Here is a 21,143-nt window from a genome sequence, read left to right as displayed (position 1 = left end):
GGGATGGCGCGGGGCGATCGCCACAGGATCCGACGGTTGGCGGCGGTATTGGCGGCGCTGCTGACGATGGGCGGCAAAGCCGTCGCGCAAGAGGCGCTGGCGGAGGAGCCAGTGGCGTTGGAGCAAGGGGGCGAACAAACCCCGACCGTGGCGCGCGCGTTCAAGCCCTTTCCAACCTCGTCGGTCTTGGGCGCGCCCAGGCTTCAGCGCCCCGACACGCCGCCGCCGACCGCCGAGGCGCCGCCGCCGCCCTTCCAGCTTCGTCTTGGCGTCGCCGCTGAAGAAAAGGCGACCGACAACGCGCACGCCGCCAGCGGCGGCGGCAAATCGGATCTCATCACCACCATCACGCCCTCGGTTGGCGCGCGGTACAAAACCAGGGCGCTCGATCTCGATCTGGCCTATGAACTGGGCTTTGACCGCTACGCCGTGAACCGGGATCTCGACGGCGTTCGTCACAATGGTTTGGGCGTGCTCGACGCCGCCTTGATCGAGCGCGTCCTGTTTCTTGCGTCCCGTTTCAGCGTCACCGAACAGGCGATCAACCCGACCGGCCCGGCCACGGCGGACGGCCAAACGACGCCGGGCAACCGGACCCGCGTCGCGACCTTCAGCGTCACGCCCCGGTTTGAACAGCGTTTCGGTTCCTGGATGGTCGGGCAATTGTCCTACCGCCATGACGAAGTCCGCTATGACATGTCGGGGGATTCGCGGACGTCGGCGGACGCGGCGGCGGCGCTGAATGGCCTTGGGTTGGGCGGCGTCAACGACAGCCGCACCGACAGCGCAAAGGTGGAACTGCGCAGCGGCGAGGCGTTCTCGCGCCTGCTGTGGGATTACAGCGCCCAAGCCTCGCGCCAGTCGCAGGGCGGCCAAATTCTCAAGCAAGACACCCATGATGTCGGCGTCGAGTATCGCCTCGACGACGCGGTCGGGCTGCTGGGCGAAATCGGTCATGACTCCATCCGGGGCGACCGGATCGACAGCGCCGCGTTGAGCGGGGTGTTTTACAGCGTCGGGCTGCATTGGACGCCGTCGCCCGACACCGACCTGCGGGTGGGGGTGGGGCGGCGCAACGGCGACCAAACCCTGTATGTCCTGGGCGAGCACAAATTCAGCCCGATGACGGTTCTGCGCGTGTCGAGCAAGGCCGGCATCACCACCGACGCCATGGCCGCCATCGAGGCGTTGAGCGCGGTTCAGCGCGATCCCAACGGGGTCTATGTCGATCCGTTCAGCGGGCGGTCGGCCAACCCCGGCGCGTCGCTGTTCACCCGGTCCAACGCGGTGTACCGGCAGATCGTCCATTCGGCGGTGCTCAGCCACGCCAACGCCCGCGACACCCTGTCGGCCATCCTGTCGCTGGCCAAACAGACCATCGTCGGCGGGCTGACGCCCAGCCGCAGCGGTCTTCCGGCGACGGGGCAGGGAACCATCAGCACCACTCTGTCGTTGGGTCTGGAGTGGACGCGCCAGATCAGCCCGCTGACGGCCCTGACGCTGAACGCCAGCAAGGACGACGTGATCGCCAGCAACGCGCCCGGCGGCAAATCGCAACGCTACCGGGCCGGGGTGAGCCTGAATTACCAAATGAATCCGCAACTGAACGCCTACGCGTCCTACCGCTTTGTCGATTGGAGACCGGAGATTGGAACCAGGGCGCGGGAAAACATGCTGATGGTCGGCATCAAAAAACGCTTTTGAGCGCCCCCGCCTTTCGACGCGGCGTTTCCCCTGTGACACGGTCGAGGTTTTCTTGATGTACACGTCCTTTTACGGATTGACCGCCAATCCATTCCAAATGACGCCGGACGCCCGCTTTTATTTTGAAAGCGGGGTCCATCGCCGCGCCATGGCCTATCTGCTGTTCGGGCTTGAGCAGGGGGAGGGCTTCATCGTTCTGACCGGGGATGTCGGGGCGGGCAAAACCACCATGCTGGCCCACATGCTCAAGCGTCTCGATCCGAAAACCTACATCACGGCCAAGATCGTCAGCACCCATTTGCAAAGCGACGACATGCTGCGCGCCATCGCGGCGGCCTTCGCCCTGCCGTTCCAGGGGCTGGACAAGGCCACCCTGTTGAACCGCGTGGAGCATTTTCTGGTCTCCACCTTCAATCGCGGCCTGCGGGTTCTGCTGCTGGTGGACGAGGCCCAGAACATGCCGCTGGAGGCGTTGGAAGAGCTGCGGATGCTGTCGAATTTCCAGGTCGGCCCGCACGCGCCGTTGCAAGGCATCCTGATCGCCCAACCGCAGTTCCGACGGATGTTGGCCAACCCCGATCTGGAGCAATTCCGCCAGCGCATCATCGCGTCCCACCATCTGGGGCCGATTGGCGCGGAGGAGACGCGGGACTACATCCGTTATCGCTTGAGCATGGTCGGCTGGAACAGTGATCCGGCGATTTCCGACGAGGCGTACGCCGACATTTTCGCCGCCACGGGCGGCGTTCCCCGCAAGATCAACAGCTTTTGCAACCGCCTGCTGCTGTTCAGCTTTCTCGACGGCTTGCACCGCATCGACCGCGACACCGTGCGCGCGGTGGTCGAGGACATCGTCCACGAGTTCCGCCAGGGCGGCGAGGCGGTCGGCCCGCCGCTGGCCAACGGGGGGAGCCGCGCACCTGTGGAGACGGAAGCGGCGACGGACGCCGAGGAAAGCGCCGCCGTCCTCGAACCCCGGCTGGCGCGGCTGGAACGGATGGTTCGCGCGCACGGCCAGGATCTCGGCCTGCTGTCGAGCCTGCATCTTCTTCTCAAACGTGGCCGGGCCGATTTGGCCTGGAGAAAGCGCCCATGACGGATCTGTCCTTCCGCGCCAAAAACCTGCCGCCGATGCGGCGCGACGGGCGCATCGTCAACGCCATGTCCGTCGATGTGGAGGATTATTTCCAGGCCCAGGCGTTGGCCGGGGTGGTGGACCGCACCGATTGGGACGCGCAGCCAAGCCGGGTCGCCAGCAACACCCACGCGATCCTCGATTTGTTCGCCGACCAGGGCGTCAAGGCGACCTTCTTTACCTTGAGCTGGATCGCCAGCCGCCACATTGATCTGGTGCGGCGCATCGTTGGCGATGGCCACGAGTTGGCCAGCCACGGCAGCCAACACCGGCGGGCCGACGTGCAATCCCCCGAAGCCTTCCGGCGCGACGTCGGCGGCGCGAAGCGACGGCTTGAGGACATTGGCGGGGTGGAGGTTCTTGGCTATCGCGCGCCCATCTTCTCCATCGGCGCGGCGAATCTGTGGGCCTTCGACGTGCTGGCCGAGGAAGGCTACGCCTATTCGTCGAGCGTCTATCCGGTGCGGCACGATTATTACGGCATGCCGTCGGCTCCGCGCTTCGCCTTTCTGCCGCGTTCCGATTGCGGGATCGAGGAATACCCGATCACCACGGTACCGCTTCTGGGGCGCAATTTGCCGGCGGGCGGCGGCGGGTTTTTCCGCCTGCTGCCCTACGCGCTCAGCCGCGCCGCCATCGCCCGCGTCAATGCCGCCGACCGTCAGGCGGCGGTCTTCTACATTCACCCCTGGGAAATCGACGGCGACCAACCGAGGTTCAAGCGGCTGCCGCTGAAATCGCGTTTCCGCCACTACCTCAATTTGAACAAGACCTTGGATCGGTTGACTCGGCTGGCCGGGGATTTCTGCTGGGATCGGATGGACCGTGTGTTCCGTCCGGGCGTTGTCTGTTGAGAGGATGCGAGGAATGGCGTTGCGGATCAAAACCCTGGAGACGGACGGGCGGGCGGCCTGGGACCGCTTCGTCGTTGACCGCTGTCCCGAGGCCAGCTTTTTTCACCGCGCCGGTTGGCGCGACGTGATCGAGGGGGTGTACCGCCAGCGCTGCCATTATCTGTACGCCGAGCGGGGCGGGGAGATCGTCGGCGTGCTGCCGCTGGTCCATGTCCGCAGCCCGGTGTTCGGCGACCGGCTGATTTCCACCGCCTTCACCATCGGCGGCGGCACGGCGGCGTTGGATGACGAGGCCCGCACCGTGCTCGACACCGAGGCGCTGGGGTTGATGGATCGGCTGGGCGTCGCCTGCTTTGAGCGGCGCGGATCGCCGCGTCCCCAGGATGGCGGGGGCTGGGTCGCGAAAGAGGCGGTCTACGCCAACTTCTCCCGCCCCATCGCGGCGGACGAGGATTCTTGTCTGAAGGAGATTCCGCGCAAACAGCGCGCCGTCGTGCGCAAGGCGATCACCGCCGGGGCGTTGGTGGACGAGGTCGATTCCGATCCCGCGCGCTTCTTCCCGCTCTACGCCTTCAGCATGCGCAACATGGGAACGCCGGTGTTCGGCGCCCGCTTTTTCGCCAGCGTGATGCGCAGCTTCGGCCCGGATTGCGACTGTCTGACCATCCTCGACCAAGGGACGCCGGTGTCGAGCGTCATGAGTTTCTATTTCCGGGATCGGGTGATGCCCTATTACACCGGCTGTCTGCCCCAGGCGCGAGATTTGGGGGCCAACGACTTCATGTATTGGCGGCTGATGCGGCGGGCGGTGGCGCGCGGGCTTGGCGTGTTCGATTTCGGGCGGTCCAAATTTGATACCGGGCCGTTCAATTTCAAAAAGAATTGGGGGTTCGAGCCGGAGGCCATCCGGCACGAATACCATGTCCCCGGCGGCGGCGGCGTGCCGGAGATCAACCCGCTCAACCCCAAATACCGCCTGTTCATCGCCGCGTGGAAACGCCTGCCGCTTGGCCTCGCCAACCTGTTGGGGCCGCATGTCGCACGCCAGATCGGATAGCGCGCGGCGCGCGCGCGCCTCATGGCGTTTCCAACAACGCTTGATAGGCGGCCAGCTTGTCGTCCCAGCGGTAGGCGGCGATGGCTTGCCGCCGGGCCGCCGCGCCCATGGGGGACAGCGTCGCGTCGGTCAGCGCCCGGATGGTGGCGGCGATGAAGGCGGGCGCGTCGTCGGCCATCAGCAGATCACGGCCCGCGACCGCGTCGATCCCCTCCAGCCCTTGGGCGGTGGTGACGACGATTTTGGCCATCGCCATGCCCTCCAGCACCTTGTTTTGAATGCCACGCGCGACGCGCAGGGGGGCGACCACCGCCTCGGCGTGGGTCAGATAGGGCCGGATGTCGGGAACCCGCCCGGTGACGATGACGCCGGGCCGTCGCGCCAGCGCGACCACCGCCGGGCTGGGGTTGCCGCCGACGACGCAAAAGACGGCCTGCGGCAGCACGGCCTGGATGGCGGGCAGCATCGCCTCGGCGAACCAGATCACCGCGTCGATGTTGGGCCAATAATCCATCGCGCCGGTGAAGACGATGCGGCGGCTGCCGGGCGGAAAGGGATCGGGCGAGGGAGCGTTGGTGGCGTCCGGGGTGAACTGGTCAAAATCAACGCCGTTGGAAATGGCGTGGATTTTCGGGGCGGCTTCCGGGGCCAAACGTTGAAACAGGGCCGCTTCGGCGGGCGAAACGAAGACGCTGGCGTCGGCCCGCGCGGCGACCGCCCGATCATAGGTCAACAAGCGGCGGCTTTCGCGGGCGTAGAGCCAACTCATCGGCCAGGGCTGAGCGCGGCTGTATTGGCTCCATTTGTCGGAATCGACGTCGACGAAATCCATCACGACGCGCAGCGCCGGGTTGTCGCGGATCGGCGGAAGATACTGGGCCATGACCGAGGAATAGAGGAAGGCCGCCGATGGCTGAACGTCGCGCAACGTCGCGCCGACCCAGCGGGCCAGCGCCACGTCGTGGAAATACGGCGCGCTGAGCGCCTGTCCAGTGAGGAGGCCGCGCAGGCTGCGCAGGGTGGCCCAGCGCTTGTTCAGGCCGACGCAGCGCAGATCGGCGCAATAGGACCGCAGAGCCTCCACATGCCGCCAATCGTCCGGGTCGTCGATGAAACACCCGAGATGAATGTCCCAAAATTGGGAGAGGTGACGCAACACGGCGAAGGAGCGCAGCTTGTCGCCCTTGTTGGGCGGGTAGGGGATTCGTTGGGCAAGGAAAAGAAGCGCTCTGCGTTTGCTCATGATCCGATCCTGTCCCCTATTTTCATTTTTAAAAATAACATGAATACATCAAGGTGGCGCTATATCCATATTCAATGACAGCAAAGAAAAACAATCAACCAAACCAGATGCGGAATACTGGCGTCATCAATGGATGCTGTCCGGCTTTTTGATTGTTTTTGGTCTTCAAGTTGTTGTCTTTTCATTTTGGGGAGACGTCGCGGCGGCGGCGCATCAATGGGTCACGGTCAGCAGTTATGGTTATTGTCTGCTGATTCCACCGCTGACGCTGTACATCCTGTGGTCAAAGCGGGCCGGTCTGCGCGATCTGGCCCCGGACGTCTGGCCTTGGGGCCTGGGGGTGGTCGCGCTGTTCGCGGTGGTCTGGGGGCTGGCCGCCGTCGCCGGGATCGCCGAGGCCGGACAATTCGCCGTCGTCGGCGTGGTGCAAGGGCTGCTGGCGACTCTGTTGGGGCGTCGGATCTACCGCCGTTTGTGGCTGCCCTTCAGCCTGCTGTGGCTGCTGGTGCCGACGGGGGAGTTTCTGGTCCCGGCCCTGCAATCGGCGACCGCCGTCGGAGCCGGGGGTCTGTTGGGTTTGTCGGGGATTCCGATCTACCGCGACGGCTTGACCATCCTGGTTCCCAGCGGGTCCTACGTGGTGGCGCCGGGCTGTTCGGGGCTGTCCTTCCTGCTGTCGGCGCTGGTCGTCGCGCTGACCTTCGCCGACCTGTTTTTTGCGCGCTGGGCCAAGCAAATCCTGTTCGTGCTGGCGACGCTGGCGATGTCGGTGGCGGCCAACGCGCTGCGGGTGTTCCTCATCATCGCCGTGGCGCACGCGACCGGCAACGTCGCCGACATCGCCGAGGATCATTTGCTCTATGGCTGGGCGTTCTTCTCGCTGCTGCTGCTGGGGGCGCTGGCGGTCGGTTATCGCTTTCGCGACGACCCGCCGTCCCAACCGCCGGGCATGCCGGAGATTCTCGGAACCCGGATCACGCTGTCCCGCACCCTCTGGAGTCTGGCGCTGGCGCTCGTCGCGGTCGTGGTCGGCCCGCTGGCTTTGGGGCGGGCGCCGCCCGACGCGGGGACGGCGCGCGCGGTCGTCATGCCGCCGCTGTCTTGCGGAGGCTTCACGCCCAGCGCCCGCCCGTCGCTCTGGCGGACGCCCGCCGCCTTGCCGGGGGTTGACGGCCTGACCGTCCTTGAGTGCGAGCGGGATGGGCGCGTCGTGCATGTCGTGCTGGCGGTGCTGGAGCGGCCCGTCCGTTGGGGCAAGCTGGCGGGGGTCGAGCGCTGGCTGATCGACCGCGATCTGTGGACCCGGTTGGAGATCGCCCCGGCGACCGCCCGGATCGACGGTCGCGACGAACCCGTTTTGGCGGAGCGGATCGGGCAGGGCGGTTCCCGCCGTCTGCTCTGGTCGCTGTTTTGGACCGGCGGCGCGTGGCGTCGCCCTGGGTTGGACACGCTGTTGGCTGACGTCGCCAGCGACTTGACCGGCCGTCGCCGGGCGGTGGCGCTGCTGGTCGGCGCGGATGAGGACGCCACCGAGGACGCCGTCAAGCCGGGGGGCGCCAATCCGGGCGGCGGCGACGCGTCGGCGCTGCTGCGCGATTTCCTGGCCGGATCGCCGCTTCGCGCGCTGCTTGGCGGCCCGCTGGATGGCGGGTTTCCGCAAACTTCTGACAACGCTGAAGGACGGTGAGAAACCATGTGTGGTCTGGTCGGGATTTTCGACACGCGCGGACAACGAACGGTGGATCGCGACCTGTTGGGCCGGATGAGCGGCGCGCTGCGCCATCGTGGCCCGGACGGTTCCGGCGAGCATGTCGGGCCGGGGATCGGGCTTGGCCATCGCCGCTTGGCGATCATCGACATCGCGGGGGGCCATCAACCGCTGTTCAATGAGGATGGGACCGTCGCCGTCGTCTTCAACGGCGAGATTTACAACTTCCCTGAGCTGGTGGCGGAGTTGACCGTCGCCGGTCACGTCTTCCGCACCCACAGCGACACCGAGGTGATCGTCCACGCGTGGGAGGAGTGGGGCGCGGAGTCGGTCACGCGGTTTCGCGGCATGTTCGCCTTCGCCCTGTGGGACGAAACCCGGCAAACCCTGTTTCTGGCCCGCGATCCGCTTGGCAAAAAGCCGCTGTATTACACGCTGCTCGACGGGCTTTTGCTGTTCGGGTCCGAGTTGAAGGCGGTCATGGCCTGCCCCGAGGTGCCGCGCGCGCTCGATCCCTGCGCCATCGAGGAGTATTTCGCCTATGGCTATGTCCCCGATCCGCGCTCGATCTACAACGCGGTGTGCAAGCTGCCGCCCGCCCATCGCCTGATGTGGCGGCGGGGGGAGGCGGCCCCGCTGCCGGAACCATATTGGGACTTGCCGTTTGACCGTCCCTGGCGGGGGAGTTTGGAACAGGCCCAGGAGGAGCTGCGCGACCGGCTGCGCGAGGCGACGCGGTTGCGCATGGTCGCCGACGTGCCGTTGGGGGCCTTCCTGTCGGGCGGCGTTGATTCCAGCGCCGTCGTCGCCCTGATGGCCGGTCTGTCCGACGCGCCGGTCAAGACCTTCTCCATCGGCTTTGGCGACCCTGAGCATGATGAAACCGCCTACGCCCGGCGTCTGGCCGAGCGTTATCACACCGACCATCACAGCCGCGACGTCAATCCGGGCGACGTCCAACTGCTCGACCATCTGGCCGGAGTCTATGACGAGCCGTTCGGCGACAGTTCGGCGATGCCGACCCTTCAGGTGTGCGCGCTGGCGCGGGAGCGCGTGACCGTGGCCCTGACCGGCGACGGCGGCGACGAGATGTTCGGCGGTTATCGCCGCTACGCCCTGAACAGCAAGGCGGAGGCTGTCCGCCGCTTGATTCCGCGCACGATCCGCGCCCCGCTGTTCGGCGCGCTTGGGCGGCTTTACCCCAAGGCGGACCAGGCGCCGCAATGGTTGCGGGCGAAAACCACCTTTCAGGAACTGGCCCTGGACAGTTGCGGGGCCTATTTCCAAGCGGTGTCGGTGATGAGCGACGCTTTGCGCGCGCGGCTGTTCAGCCCGGCCTTCAAACGCGATTTGCAGGGCTACAACGCCGTCGCCGTGCTGCGCGGCCATTGGAACCGGGCGGCGACCGACGACATTCTGTTGAAAACCCAATACGCCGACCTGAAAACTTGGCTGGCGGGCGGCGTGCTGGTGAAGGTTGACCGCGCCAGCATGGCCAAGTCCCTGGAGGTGCGCGCGCCCCTGCTCGACCACAGCTTGGCGGAGTGGAGCGCCGGTTTGCCGGCAGATCTGAAGCTGAAAGGCGGCAATGGCAAACGGGTGCTGAAGCGGGCGATGGAGCCGCTGGTGGACCATGATCTGCTCTATCGGCCCAAGCGCGGCTTTTCCATGCCGCTGCGCCGCTGGTTTCGGGAGGCTTTGCGGCCCCGGCTGGAGGCGATGGCGTCCAGCCCCCGGCTGCTCGACAGCGGCCTGTTCAACCCGGACACGCTGTGTGAACTGGTGCGACAGCATGTGTCCGGGCGCAACGACCATGCGGCGGCGCTGTGGCTGCTGCTGATGTTCGACGCCTTCCTCACCCACGAGTCGGAGCGGGATGGCGCGTGACGCCAACAGCGGCGATCAGGGGGCGTCAGCGGCGATCAGGGCGCGTTTCCCCGTCGCACGTCGGTCGAGCCATGCGCCATCACCAGAAAGCCGACGGCCTTCAAAGCCGTGTCATGGCGTCGGCGTCGATCCGGCTGGCGGTCAGGACGTCGCGCATGGCGGACAGCAGGGCCTGGGGGCCGAGCGGTTTGTGGAGCAGCCGGAACCCGCTGTCGCTCGCCTCCCGGATGCGGGTGGGGGAGGTGTCGCCGGTCAGGAGAATGCCGGGCAGCGCGACGCCGAAGCGTTGCCCCAAGCGGCGGATGGCTTCCGATCCGGTTTCCTCCCCTTTCAGGCGGAAATCGGCCAGGACCAGGCGCGGCGGACGGTCGTCCAGCTTGTTCAGCGCGGCGTCGCCGTCGGTCGCGGTGACGACCTCATAGCCTTGTTCGGTGAGAAGCCCGGCGACGCCGTCCAGAACGGTCGGGTCGTCGTCGATGACCAGCACGCGTTCCCCCTCGCCCCCGACGAGCGGCGGCGGTTCCTCGTCGGTTGGAATGGCGGCGCCGTCGGGGGCCAAGGGAACGAGAATCTCGAAGAGGGAGCCTTTGCCCAGGGTCGAGCGGACATGAATCGGATGACCGAGCAGCTTGGCGAGCCGATCGACGATGGCCAACCCCAGCCCCAGCCCCTGGCGACGGTCGCGCTCCAGATTGCCGACCTGATGAAACTCCTCGAAGATGGCGGTCAGTTGATCCTTGGCGATGCCGGGGCCGGTGTCCCACACCTGAATGCGAACGGTCCGACCCCTCCGCCGACAGCCGACCAGAATGCGGCCCTGGTCGGTGTGCTTGACCGCGTTGACGATGAAGTTCCGCAAAATGCGCACCAGCAGCTTCGGGTCGCTGCGCGCCGCCAGCCGTGTCGGAACCCACCGCAGCGTCAACCCCGCCGCCGTCGCCAGCGGCGCGATTTCGGCGCACAGAGCGGCGATCATGCCGTCGATCAGAAAGGGCTGGGGCGTCACCTCGATGATGCCCGCGTCCAGGCGCGACACGTCCAGAATGTCGTCCAGCATGGCGGTCAGCGCGCCCAGCGCGTTGCCCATGTTGGACAGGAGTTTGCCCGACGCGGCGTCAAGCGGTTGCAGGCCAAGCAGATACTGGAACATGACCAGGGCCTGGACCGGCTGGCGCAAATCATGGCTGGCGGCGGCCAGAAAGCGGGTTTTGCTGGCGCTGGCCTGTTCGACCACCAGCTTGGCGGCGGCCAGTTTCTCGCGGACGCGGGTTTTCTGGGTGATGTCCTCCATGGCCAGCAGGATCAGGCGGCCCGCCTGATTCATCTGGCGGGCGTTCAGCAACAACCGGCGGGGCGCGCCGGCGTCCTGGCCGACGGTGATTTCCAACGCGTCGATGGCCGCGTCGTTGGGGATGACGCTGCGCAGCGCGCCGCGCAGGGCGGGGACGGCGAACAGGCCGTCGGCGGCCTCGTCCAGCGCATGGCCCAGGGTGGTCGCCGGGGTGGTGGCGAAGGCTTGGTAGAAGGCGGCGCTGGCCTCGACCACACGCAGGCTTTCGTCGAGCACCAGCAACGGTTCGCGCACGGTGTTGACGATGGCCTTGGCGAAATCGCGATCCGCGCGCAACAGCGCCAGCGTGTCGGCCCGCTCCATGGCGAGGCCCAGCACGCCGGTGATGGCCTGAACGAAGGCGAGGTCGCTGGCGGCGAAATGATCGGCGGTTTGGCTGAAGGCCAGCAGGATGGAGGGGGGCTTGCCGTCGCCGCCAAAGGCGACGCCAAGGCCGCTGACCGCGCGGCGTCCCGGCGAGGGCGCGCCCATCTGCGGGTCGGCGGCGATGTCGCCGACGATGACCGGCTGGGCGGTCAGCAAGACCCGCTCCGCCAAGGTTCGGGCGTCGTTGGAAAAGGCGGGCGAACGGAAACCGCCGAGCGGCGTCAAGCCGTCCGCCGCCCGGTTTGGAGAATCGCGATCCGGGCCATCATGATCCGGGCGATCCTGATCCGGCCCATTTTGATCCGGCGCGTCGCGGCGCGGGCCGCGCGTGGAGCCGTTCGCCGCGCCAAGGATGAGGACGCTGTCGGCGTTCAGCCCATCGGCGATCAACCGCGCCGCCTCCGCCAGCGCGTCCGGCCCGCCGTCTCCGGCCAGCGCCTTTCGGCCAAGATCGGCGATCAGCTTGTTTTGCCGGGCTTGCAGGGCCAAGGCGGTGCTGGTGCGCTTCAGCGGGGTGACGTCGCTGAAGGTGATGACGACGCCCTCCACCCGGCCATCCTGGGTTCGGTAGGGCTGGATGCGGCGCAGGAAGGTGACGTCCCGGTCGGCTCCCTCCACCGTCACCTCCCGTTCCGAGGCGGTCAGGGAGGCGAGGACCGATTGGATGTCCACCACCAGACCCGGATCGGTGAAGCGGCGGGACAGGTCGGTGATGGGCCGCCCGATGTCCTGCGGCAGAACGGTGAACAGCCGGGTCGTCGTCGGCGTGAAGCGTTTGATCCGCAGGTCGGGCGACAGGAAGACGGTGGCGATGTCGGTGCTGCTCAACAGGTTGGTCAGATCGTTGGTCGACACCTCCAGCTCATCGACCTTTTCGTGGAGCTGGCTGTTCAGCGTGTTCAGCTCCTCGTTCAGCGATTGCAGCTCTTCCTTCGAGGTTTCCAGCTCCTCGTTGGTCGATTGGGATTCTTCGCTGATCGACAGGTTTTCTTCCTGGGCGACGCGCAAGGCTTCGTTGGCGGAACCGAGTTCTTCCAGCGTGTCGTGCAGTTCCTGGCGGGTGACGCGCAGCTCATAGTCGATCTGTTCGGCGGTGGCGCTGTCAATGGCCGCCGGGACAACGGCCGGAACGGCGCCGGCCGCTTCGTCGTTGGTGAACGTCACCAGCAAAAGATCACTTCCGGCCTTGAGAAAGCGGACGGGGATGACGGTGATCGTCACGAACACGGACGCGCCGTGCCGCTTGTGGCGCACCCCGGCGATCCGCACCCGGCTGTGCGACGCGACGGCTTGGGCGACGCCGCCGCGCAGCTTCGCGCGCAGATCGCCCCGCGTCATCGCCGTCAGATCCCACGGCGGTTCGCCGGTCGGCAGGTCGAGAAAATCGCTGGTCGGGCCAAAGAGATATTGGATGCGGCTCCGCTGGTCGATCAGGACCGCCGCCGGGGCGTATTCCAGCAGCAGGGCCTGCCGCAGGATTTCCGAGGGGCGGTTGACCCGCGTCGCCACCCCCGCCTCGGTCGGGGCGGCGGTCGCGGTCGAGGCCACGGCGGTGGACGCCGACGGCGTCTGCGCGCGCCGACCGCCGCGCTCCGCCCCGACCCTGCGGTAGAGCCGCCATTTCTTGGACAGCGGGGCGAATTGATCGGATCGGGGGTCCACCGCCTCGGCGGTGCCGAGAAACAGGCAGCCGTCCGGGGCAAGGCCGAAATGGAACAGGCCGAAGATCCGTTTCTGCGCGTCCGGCTCGATGTAGATCAGCACGTTGCGGCAACTGACCAGATCCAGATTGGAGAAGGGCGGATCCTTGAGCAGGTCATGCTGGGCGAAGGTCACGGCGTCCCGCAACGGTTTGATGACCCGATAGCCGGTGTCCGTCTTGGTGAAAAAGCGCTCCAGCCGCGCGTCGGAGACGTCGGCGGAAATGGTGTCGGGGTAAAGGCCGTTGCGGGCGGCGGTCAAAGCCCGGCTGTCCACGTCGCTGCCGAACACCCGGATGTCGCAGGGCTTGTCAGCCTGGGCGCAGGCCTCCATCAGCAGCATGGCGATGGAGTAAGCCTCCTCCCCCGTGGCGCAGGCGGGAACCCAGGCGCGGATTGGCTGCGCGCCCTGCCGGTCGCGGACCAGCGGGGCGAGAACCTCCTGCGCGAGAAGCTCGAACGCCGGGGGATCGCGGAAAAAGCGGGTGACGCTGATGAGGATGTCGCGGGACAGATTCTCGATTTCGGCGGGGTTGCCGTCCAGGAAGGCGCGGTAGGCCGTCATGTCGGCGATCTGGCGGATCCCCATCCGCCGTTCGATGCGGCGAACCAGCGTCCGGGTTTTGTAGGCGTGGTGATCGCGGTTGGTGTGGGCGCCCAGCAGGCCGATGATGCCGTCCAGGGCGGGGTCGGCGCTTTCGCCGTCGGGGCCGCTCTCCCCCGTCTCCACCACGCCGCGAAGATAGGGTTGGCGGGCGAAGTCAATCAGGGCGCCGGGAATCCGCTCCGGGGCCAGGACGTAATCGGCCATGCCGGTGGCGATGGCGCTGGTCGGCATGCCGTCGAACTCGGCGGTCGGGGGATCCTGGGCCACCACCAGCCCGCCGCTTTCCTTGATCGAGCGCAGGCCGTTGGTTCCGTCGGCCCCGGTTCCCGACAGCACGACGCCGATGGCCTTTTCCTGTTGATCGGTCGCCAGACTTCGGAAAAACAGGTCGATGGGCAGCGCGGCCTCGCTCGGCATGGCGGGCTTTTCGATGTGCAGCCGACCATTCTCCAGGGTCGAGATCAGGCCAGCCGGGGCGATGTAGACATGATCCGGCTCCAACAGGACGCCGTCGTCCGCCGTGCGAACCGGCAGGCGGGTGGCTTTGGCCAGGAGATCGACCAGCAACTGCTCGTTGTTCGGCGTCCGGTGCTGAATCACGACGAAGGCGAGGCCGCTGGTCTCCTCCGCCGCGCCCAGCAAGCTGGTGAGCGCCTTCAGCCCGCCCGCCGACGCGCCGACGCCGACCACCGCCAAAGGCTTGGCGGAGCCGTTCGGCGTCGCCGCCGGTTGCTTGTCGGGCTGGGATTCACCGGGCTTGACCATGGCGCGCTCCTCGTCATCCCGCAACGCTCGCAGGTCAGGCGTTTGATTCTAAAAGCGTTTCGTGTGCGATGCTTTAAAGATCATTATGGGGGCGGCATGGGGGGATTCCTATCCCTATCGGATTGAGGAGGCTCGGCAATAAGCCATAGCCGTGCGCCGGATCACGCCTCACGCGCGGCCTGTTCCGCTTTGACGCCCGCGCTTGAGCGACGGTTCGGCGCCAGGCGGCGCAGTTCCGGCCACAAGGGATGGCCGATTCCCCAGACGGCGGCGGTCCAGACGGCGGCGGCCCCCAGCCCGGCGATCAGGGTCGGCGACCAGGGGTGAGGGCCGTTGAACCCCCAGGACGTCAGAACGATCAGGGGCGGCAGGCTGGCCGCCGCCGTCACGACCAGGCTGCGGCCCATCGCCTTGGCCAGCGCCGTGATGGAGACGCCGAAGGTCGCGCGGATCCGATGAAGGGACAGCAGAGCGGCCAGAGCGCTGCTGACGACGACGCCCATGGCCACCGCCCGAAGGCCGATGAAGCACCCCACCGTCACCAGCGACACCACAAGAACGACGTTCACGCATTGCAGAGAGAACAGAGTCCGCATGGCCCCGACCGAGGTGAAGGCCATCGCGCCGATGGTGGTGATGGTTCCAAACAGCGCCGCCACGCACAGCCAGCGGGCGGGCGGAACCGAGGGCAACCACTGGTCGCCGAACATGATGAGGATGATCGGGTGCGCCAAAAGGCCAAGCACCGTCAAAAAGGGCCAAGCGACGACCGTCAGATTGCCATAGCATTGCAGCAGCGAGGCGTCGAGGTCGCCGCCCCGGCGGCGCAGCGCGGCAAGGCCATTGGCGACCACCGGCCGGACGGAGGCGAGCAGGGCGCTTTCAAACAGCGTGATGAGGCTGTTGCCCCGGCTGAACAACCCAGCGTCGGCAAACCCCATCAGGCGGCCGATCAAAAGGTCGGGGCAACGCTGCGTCAGGGTTGTCAGCATGCCGTTGCCGCTGGCGAAGGACCCGAAATGGATCAGCGGTCGCCAGCCGCGCAGAGACGGCCGGATGAGGGCGTTTCCTCTCAGCGCGATGATCTGCCCCAGAAGGATGGTGACGACGCCCAGAACCGACGCCCAGGCGATGGACAGCGCCCCATAGCCGCTTGTGGCCAAGGTGATCGACACGACCGAAAAGGTCACGGTCGAGGCGAAGTTGATGAGACTCACCGTCCGGTAATTCATCGCCCGGCTGAGCCGCGCGGTGCCGATGGACGCCACGGCGACCACCAGAAAATTCAGGCTCAACACCGTGATGACGGTTTCCAGCGGCGGTTCGTTGAAAAACGCCGCGACGGGGCCGGACAGGACAAAGAACAGGGCGAAAAAGACGACGCCCATCGACAAGGACAGGCCCATGGCCGCGCGCAGGCGCTGCGCCGTCAGGTCTCGTTCCTGGAGAATGTAGCTGGCGACGCCGAAATCCCGGAGGAATTGGGAGATGTTGATGAAGGCGGCGGCCACCGAGAAGGCTCCGGTTTCCGCCGGGGTCAGCAAACGCGCCAAAACAACGGTTGAGGCGATGGTCACGAGAAGCGACGCGTTTTTTTCAACAAAGGAGTAAAGCAACGAGCGTCGCATGCCGTCGGTGCTGGGCGATGTCCCGCCGGGCGTTTCAGCCTCGCTCAATCAACGCCTCCTGGCGGGCTTGAACGACTCGCTCCATCAGGCGTTCGATGTGGGAGAATTGCTCCACCCTTGTCAATCCGGCGGTCGCGCTGGCGGGCAGGGGGGGGATCCCGCCGTCGCGCTTTTGCGCCAGCCAAGCTTGCAGGCGCCGGGCGATGTCGGCGGCGTTGTCGCAGACGAAACCGGCGTTCCGGCTGGTCAACAGGTCAACCGCCGGTCCGGTTGTGCAACCGATGGCGAGAATGGGCCGACGCGCGCCCAGATATTCAAACAGCTTGGCGGCGATGCGGCTGATTTCCTTGGCGTTGATCCATTGCAGGCTGAGCAGAACGTCGGCCCCCCTCTGGATCGCCAGCGCGTCACGATGGCTGACCGGCGGATGAACGGTGACGGAGGACGCGACGCCAAGGGCCAGCGCCAGCGGCGTCACGGCGTCGCCGCAAGTTCCGTAAAACTCCACCTGAATCCGCTTCCCCTCCTCTCCCATGTCGCGCAGGGCTTGGAACAGGATCGTCGGGTCGCTGTAACCGCTGTAGATGTGCCCGGTGAAGACCAACCTCAGCCGGTCGTCGGCGGTGGACGGGCGGGCGGCGCCATCTGGGCCATCGGCGTCCGGGTAATCGGCGGGGTCGAAGCCGTTCATCGCCAGGACGCTGGGCGTGTTGAATTTTGCGGCGAACTGGTCGCGCACCACCGGAGACACGCTGACGATCCCGGAACAACGCCCGACCACGGATTTCTCCCAAGCCCGTTCCAACCAGAGCCGCCAGCGGGGATGCTCGTAATAGGGGTTGTCGACCCAAGGATCGCGGAAATCGGCGATCCAGGGCAGATCATGGCGGCGGGCCAGAAGATCCGCCGCCAACAGGGTGGTTGGCGGCGGGGAACTGGCGACGATCACGTCGGGCCGCCAACCGGCCAGCAGCCGATCCCCGGCCTGGACGGCGTGGGGCAGCCAACCGATCTGACGGTCGGGCCAATGGACCAGGGTGAAGAACAGCTTGTGCAGCCGACGGCGAAGGCGTCCGGAAAACCCGGCGTCGAAATCATGCGGCGCTTCGGTCGGCTGGGGGGCGGTGGGATTGGGGGCGGATGACCGGAACAGGGAAAACAGCGCGCGGCGGCTGAACATCCGGTCGATGTTGGTCCAGGGCGTTCGGACGATCAATTCTTCGGGAATTTCAAGCGGCAGGTCGGGCGCGGTCGTGTGTTGGGCGGACAGAACCCGGATCTCCCAGCCTTGCGCGATCAGGAATTTCGCCAGCTTGCCAACCCGGATCGCGCCGATGGTTTGATAGGGCGGGAAATAAAACGACACGATCAGCGCCCGGCGCGGCGTTTTGGGCGCCGTTTCCGCCTCGGCGGCTTCCATGGCGTCTTCGGCCTGCGCTGGGGTGGGTCCGGCGGTCATGGGTGCGGCAAACTTCCTTCAAGGGCCGACCGTCCGCTTGAGGGCGAACGGGCTGGTCTCGTTGAAACGGCTGGCGGCCCATTCTGTTCCATCGCTCCGCCCGTCGAGCCGACGGTCATAGGCCATTGGCCCTTGTCTGAGGGGGGAGCGTGGGATGACCAGCGCCAACCGTTGCAGAGTTTGGCGCTGGTCCCCCTTGTTGGCCAAAGCCGTTGCCGGAACGGATTCGGCGGCGCTGATGACGCTGTTGGATCAAGCGGTGAGCGCCTGGTGGCCGGCGTGCTTGCGGGCGACGCGGTAGAGCCAGCGTTCGATGCCGCCGGTGAGGCGGAAATAGGCCGGATCGATGCTCAGAATCAGGGAGCGGTCGATGACGCCGCGATAGAACCAGTCGGGCAGGACGATCTCCATGCCCTCGGCCCGACCGTCGCGCCGGGTCATCTCCTCCCATTCGTTGATCCAGGAGAATTGGCGCCGACGCCAGTGCTCGCCCTGGCGGATGGTGGTGCGGATCACGGTGGATTGCAGCCGGACCAGGGCGTTCTTGAGCAGCCTGTAGTCGCGGGCGCCGGTCTGGCGACCGACGGCGGTGAGGAGTTGGTAGGGGACGAAGCGCAGGAAACGGGAGGTTCTTAACCCCGCCGTCTCCGCCGCGACGATCTGGCTGGCGGCCCAGATCAGCAGGCCGACGTCCCAGATGGTGGCCGGCCCAGGCGGCGGCGATGCGCTCGGCCCCCTTCGGACCGCCGCCATGCAGCAGCGCCATGTCGGGGTGCTTGGCGTGGACGCGGTCCAGCGTGTCCCAGATCAGCCGGTGGTCGTTGAAGTCGGGGCCGCCGGTGACGGCGATCTTGGGGCCGGGGGGCAGCATGACCTCGGCCTCGGCCCGTCTGCGGGCGGCGAGGTGATCGCGGCTGTCGATCATCGCGGCGGTCAGGGCGCGGTGGCTGACCATCGAACCGGCGTGTGGCCGCCAGCTTGAGTCGGTGTGGCGCTCGAACCGTTCGGCGGCGGCGGCGGCGTCGCGGAAGATCTCCATGGCGTCGCGGCGTTCGAGCAGGGTCATCCCCTCGGCGGTCAGGCTTCGATCCAGCATATACGCAATCTCGTGCGCGACGCGGCGACGGGAGCCTATTTGCCGCGCCGCATCACTCCCCACATGCTGCGGCGCACAGCAGCAACCCGTTTGCTGGAAAACGGGGGTGATATCCGCTTTGTGCAGCGCCTGCTGGGGCATCAAAGCATTTCGACGACGGAACTGTACACCACCGTGACGGACGCTATCCGCGTCATCTCAAAGGGGAGGCGACCAGTTCGGGCGTACCGTGACAAGGGCAGCGAAAAATCTTCAGCTTGCTGCGCGTGATGGAGGGGTACGTCGTATGTCCAAGTCTGATGGGTGGCCTATTCGCATGAACGAAAACGAAAAAAAGAGGAACATCCCTGTGCGATTTTTGCACATGCTTATGTCTAAATCTATGATTTATCTATAGAAAATCGCCAATCCATCATCGGGGCGACGGAAAGCGGAATGGCGGTCATGCTGGCGGTCGGTCCAAGGGCGTGAAGACGGAAAGAAGCGCCTTCATCTGGACGATCCGGCGCGCGAAGTCCAGCGCGCCCGCCGCAATCCTGTCCCCACCGCAATCCTGTTCAAGACGGCGCGCGCGGCGCGCTGATAGACTGACGGGCATGGACCAGCACGACGCCCTGACACGCGCCCCGCTGAGGGGGCGGGATTTCGCCCGGCTCTGGCGCGAGCGGCGCTTTGACGGCATGGAGTGCCTGAACGCGCGCTTTCACCATCACAGCTACGCCCCGCACACCCACGACACCTATGTGATCGGCGTCATCACCGCCGGGACTGAGCTGTACCGCTGTCGGGGCGTGGAGCGGGTGGCGCGGGCCGGTCAGGTGGTGGTGCTCAACCCCGACGTTCTGCACGACGGTCGCCCGGCGGACAGCGGTTACGCCTACCGCATGTTCTACCCCTCGGTCGGGCTGTTGGGACAGGCGGCGTCAGACGCGCTGGGCCGCGCCGTCCAACCGACCTTCACCGACGCTGAGTTGGACGACCCGGCGCTGTTCGACGCCATCCGCTCCCTGCATCTGGGGCTGGAGGATTCGGCGCGCGAGACGCTGCGGATCGACACCGACGCCCTGCGCGCCTTGACCGCCGTGGCGCTGCGCCATGGCAACCTGACCGGCGGCCTGCGCCCGGTCGGGCGGGAGCCGCTGGCGGTGCGGCGCGCCCGCGATTTCCTGGACAGCCACCTCGACGCCCCGGTCGAACTCAGCGATCTGGCCGACGCGGTGGGGCTGAGCCGTTTTCATCTGCTGCGCGTCTTCCGCGCCGCCGTGGGAACCACGCCGCACGGCTATCTGACGGGGCGGCGGGTGCGGCGGGCGAAAGAGTTGCTGGCCGGGCCGTTGCCGTTGGCCGACATCGCCATGGCTTGCGGCTTTTGCGATCAGGCGCATTTCAGTCGGGTGTTCAAGGCGCAGATCGGCGTTTCCCCCGGCCACTACCGACGTGGCAGCAATCCTGTGCAAGACGGGGTTGGCCAAGCGGCGTAGCGTGCCGGGCATGAGCACGATCTCCCTTCCATCCCCGGCGTCCGTCCCGCGCGAAGTCGCGCTCGGCGCCGTTCACGCCCTGCCGATTTTGGCGGGGGCCGTTCCCTTCGGGCTGCTGCTGGGCAGCCTCGCCGCCAAGGCCGGATTGACGCCGCTCGACATGGGGCTGATGAGCGGCATCGTCTTCGCGGGCAGCTCGCAATTCGTCGCGGTGGAGCTGTGGGGCCATGGCGCGCCCGGTCTGGCGGTGGTCGCCAGCGTGCTGCTGGTCAATCTGCGCCATCTGCTGATGGGGGCGACGCTGGCCCCGCGCTTCCACGGCGTGCCGCCGTTGCGCGCCGGTCTGGCGCTGTTCTTCATGACGGACGAGGTGTGGGCGCTGGCCCTGCGGCGCGGGCAGGGCTTGACCTTCGGCTATTGGTTCGGCGTCGGGCTGACGCTCTATGTCGGCTGGCTGAGCGCCACGGTGGCGGGGACGCTGGCCGGGGCGTTGGTGGCCGATCCCGCCGCCTGGGGCTTGGATTTCACCTTCATCGCCGTCTTCCTCTGCCTGCTGGCCGGGCTGTGGACCGGCGTCGGCTCCCTGCCGCCCTGGTTGGCGAGCGCGGGCGCGGCGCTGGCGGTCAACGCCCTGACGCCGGGCGGTCCCTGGCACATTCTGGCGGGCGCGGTCGCTGGCGGCGCGGTCGCCGCGTGGCGTGGAAAGGCGGTCTCGTGATGGATGGGATGATGGTTGATGGGGCGCTGCTGGCGGTGATCGTCGCGGCGGGGTTGCTGACGTGGTTGACGCGGGTCGGCGGGCCGTGGCTGATCGCCCGAATCCGGCTTGGCCCTGCGGCGAACGCGGCGTTGGAGGCCACGCCCGGCGCGGTGTTGGTCGCCTTGGTCGCCCCGGCGGCGCTGTCGCGCCCGTCCGACGCGCTGGCGACCTTGTTCGTCTGTCTGATCGCCCGCCGCGTGCCGATGGCCGTCGCGGTGGCGCTGGGGGTGGCGGCGGTGGTGGTCTTGCGGCGGGTGATGTAGCGCTTCGCAGCCTCGCCCCAGAAAAAATCGGGATGATGCGGGAATAGCGACGGGGCGCCCCGCGTTGATGTCGATGTCC

Annotated in this window: 15 protein-coding genes and 1 pseudogene; 10 read left to right on the top strand and 6 right to left on the bottom strand. The window is 66.9% G+C overall.

The window, feature by feature from the left end:
* The first annotated feature begins 36 nt into the window (after positions 1-36).
* The 4 genes from D3877_RS07090 to D3877_RS07075 are packed head-to-tail and all read left to right on the top strand — an operon-like array spanning position 37 to position 4,750.
* Positions 37-1,704 (top strand): TIGR03016 family PEP-CTERM system-associated outer membrane protein, encoded by a 1,668-nt coding sequence (locus D3877_RS07090; RefSeq protein WP_158599801.1) that lies wholly within the window; start codon positions 37-39, stop codon positions 1,702-1,704.
* A 55-nt stretch (positions 1,705-1,759) separates the two neighbouring features.
* Positions 1,760-2,800: an XrtA/PEP-CTERM system-associated ATPase gene (locus D3877_RS07085; protein ID WP_119829962.1), complete on the top strand. Its 1,041-nt coding sequence runs from the start codon at positions 1,760-1,762 to the stop codon at positions 2,798-2,800.
* The gene (locus D3877_RS07080; RefSeq protein WP_199720717.1) at positions 2,797-3,693 is read left to right on the top strand and encodes an XrtA system polysaccharide deacetylase; all 897 of its coding nucleotides are present in this window, start codon (positions 2,797-2,799) and stop codon (positions 3,691-3,693) included. The genes D3877_RS07085 and D3877_RS07080 overlap by 4 nt, the downstream gene beginning before the upstream one ends.
* 13 nt (positions 3,694-3,706) lie before the next feature.
* The gene (locus D3877_RS07075; protein WP_199720716.1) at positions 3,707-4,750 is read left to right on the top strand and encodes a FemAB family XrtA/PEP-CTERM system-associated protein; all 1,044 of its coding nucleotides are present in this window, start codon (positions 3,707-3,709) and stop codon (positions 4,748-4,750) included.
* 19 nt (positions 4,751-4,769) lie between these two features.
* Here the strand turns inward: D3877_RS07075 and D3877_RS07070 are convergent, their stop codons facing one another.
* A complete protein-coding gene (locus D3877_RS07070; RefSeq protein WP_119829960.1) occupies positions 4,770-5,993 on the bottom strand; it encodes a TIGR03087 family PEP-CTERM/XrtA system glycosyltransferase in 1,224 nt (407 codons plus the stop codon).
* Between the two features lie 133 nt (positions 5,994-6,126).
* Here D3877_RS07070 and xrtA point away from each other — a divergent pair, with 133 nt between their 5' ends.
* Positions 6,127-7,680 (top strand): exosortase A, encoded by a 1,554-nt coding sequence (gene xrtA, locus D3877_RS07065; protein WP_119829959.1) that lies wholly within the window; start codon positions 6,127-6,129, stop codon positions 7,678-7,680.
* A gap of 6 nt (positions 7,681-7,686) precedes the next feature.
* Positions 7,687-9,588 carry an XrtA/PEP-CTERM system amidotransferase gene (locus D3877_RS07060; RefSeq protein WP_119829958.1) on the top strand — a complete coding sequence of 634 codons (1,902 nt, stop codon included), beginning with the start codon at positions 7,687-7,689 and terminating at the stop codon, positions 9,586-9,588.
* A gap of 100 nt (positions 9,589-9,688) precedes the next feature.
* Here the strand turns inward: D3877_RS07060 and D3877_RS07055 are convergent, their stop codons facing one another.
* The 5 genes and pseudogenes from D3877_RS07055 to D3877_RS31120 form a co-directional block, all read right to left on the bottom strand.
* Complete coding sequence (locus tag D3877_RS07055) at positions 9,689-14,377, bottom strand: chemotaxis protein CheB (protein WP_119830840.1); 4,689 nt, start codon at positions 14,375-14,377, stop codon at positions 9,689-9,691.
* 161 nt (positions 14,378-14,538) lie between these two features.
* Positions 14,539-15,954 carry an oligosaccharide flippase family protein gene (locus D3877_RS07050; RefSeq protein WP_158599800.1) on the bottom strand — a complete coding sequence of 472 codons (1,416 nt, stop codon included), beginning with the start codon at positions 15,952-15,954 and terminating at the stop codon, positions 14,539-14,541.
* An 85-nt stretch (positions 15,955-16,039) separates the two neighbouring features.
* Positions 16,040-17,464: a glycosyltransferase gene (locus D3877_RS07045; protein WP_119829956.1), complete on the bottom strand. Its 1,425-nt coding sequence runs from the start codon at positions 17,462-17,464 to the stop codon at positions 16,040-16,042.
* A 252-nt stretch (positions 17,465-17,716) separates the two neighbouring features.
* Complete coding sequence (locus tag D3877_RS30470; RefSeq protein WP_476561129.1) at positions 17,717-18,217, bottom strand: replication initiator protein A; 501 nt, start codon at positions 18,215-18,217, stop codon at positions 17,717-17,719.
* A gap of 7 nt (positions 18,218-18,224) precedes the next feature.
* Positions 18,225-18,335: pseudogene (locus tag D3877_RS31120) on the bottom strand (DUF2493 domain-containing protein); the annotation flags it as partial.
* A 117-nt stretch (positions 18,336-18,452) separates the two neighbouring features.
* Between D3877_RS31120 and D3877_RS30805 the strand changes: the two are divergent.
* The 4 genes from D3877_RS30805 to D3877_RS07020 all read left to right on the top strand — a co-directional run bounded on the left by D3877_RS30805 (position 18,453) and on the right by D3877_RS07020 (position 21,064).
* Entirely contained in the window at positions 18,453-18,830 is a 378-nt protein-coding gene (locus D3877_RS30805; RefSeq protein ID WP_199720715.1) for a tyrosine-type recombinase/integrase, read from the top strand.
* A 326-nt stretch (positions 18,831-19,156) separates the two neighbouring features.
* The gene (locus tag D3877_RS07030; RefSeq protein ID WP_119829955.1) at positions 19,157-20,041 is read left to right on the top strand and encodes an AraC family transcriptional regulator; all 885 of its coding nucleotides are present in this window, start codon (positions 19,157-19,159) and stop codon (positions 20,039-20,041) included.
* Between the two features lie 10 nt (positions 20,042-20,051).
* On the top strand, positions 20,052-20,759 hold the full coding sequence (locus D3877_RS07025; protein ID WP_119829954.1) for an AzlC family ABC transporter permease: 708 nt from the start codon (positions 20,052-20,054) through the stop codon (positions 20,757-20,759).
* Positions 20,759-21,064 (top strand): AzlD domain-containing protein, encoded by a 306-nt coding sequence (locus tag D3877_RS07020; protein ID WP_238474763.1) that lies wholly within the window; start codon positions 20,759-20,761, stop codon positions 21,062-21,064. The genes D3877_RS07025 and D3877_RS07020 overlap by 1 nt, the downstream gene beginning before the upstream one ends.
* The last annotated feature ends 79 nt before the right edge of the window (positions 21,065-21,143 follow it).

Origin of the sequence: Azospirillum cavernae (genome assembly GCF_003590795.1) — a bacterium.
Classification (GTDB): Bacteria; Pseudomonadota; Alphaproteobacteria; order Azospirillales; family Azospirillaceae; genus Azospirillum; species Azospirillum cavernae.
Note: the sequence above shows the minus strand (reverse complement) of the source record. Positions and strands in the feature narration are given on the sequence as shown.

Coding starts and splice junctions, on each gene's coding strand:
- D3877_RS07045 (WP_119829956.1), bottom strand. CDS start 17,464: ATGACCGCCGGACCCACCCCAGCGCAGGCCGAAGACGCCATGGAAGCC.
- D3877_RS07025 (WP_119829954.1), top strand. CDS start 20,052: ATGAGCACGATCTCCCTTCCATCCCCGGCGTCCGTCCCGCGCGAAGTC.
- D3877_RS07080 (WP_199720717.1), top strand. CDS start 2,797: ATGACGGATCTGTCCTTCCGCGCCAAAAACCTGCCGCCGATGCGGCGC.
- D3877_RS07055 (WP_119830840.1), bottom strand. CDS start 14,377: ATGGTCAAGCCCGGTGAATCCCAGCCCGACAAGCAACCGGCGGCGACG.
- D3877_RS07085 (WP_119829962.1), top strand. CDS start 1,760: ATGTACACGTCCTTTTACGGATTGACCGCCAATCCATTCCAAATGACG.
- xrtA (WP_119829959.1), top strand. CDS start 6,127: ATGCTGTCCGGCTTTTTGATTGTTTTTGGTCTTCAAGTTGTTGTCTTT.
- D3877_RS30470 (WP_476561129.1), bottom strand. CDS start 18,217: ATGGCGGCGGTCCGAAGGGGGCCGAGCGCATCGCCGCCGCCTGGGCCG.
- D3877_RS07070 (WP_119829960.1), bottom strand. CDS start 5,993: ATGAGCAAACGCAGAGCGCTTCTTTTCCTTGCCCAACGAATCCCCTAC.
- D3877_RS07020 (WP_238474763.1), top strand. CDS start 20,759: ATGGATGGGATGATGGTTGATGGGGCGCTGCTGGCGGTGATCGTCGCG.
- D3877_RS07075 (WP_199720716.1), top strand. CDS start 3,707: ATGGCGTTGCGGATCAAAACCCTGGAGACGGACGGGCGGGCGGCCTGG.
- D3877_RS07030 (WP_119829955.1), top strand. CDS start 19,157: ATGGACCAGCACGACGCCCTGACACGCGCCCCGCTGAGGGGGCGGGAT.
- D3877_RS07060 (WP_119829958.1), top strand. CDS start 7,687: ATGTGTGGTCTGGTCGGGATTTTCGACACGCGCGGACAACGAACGGTG.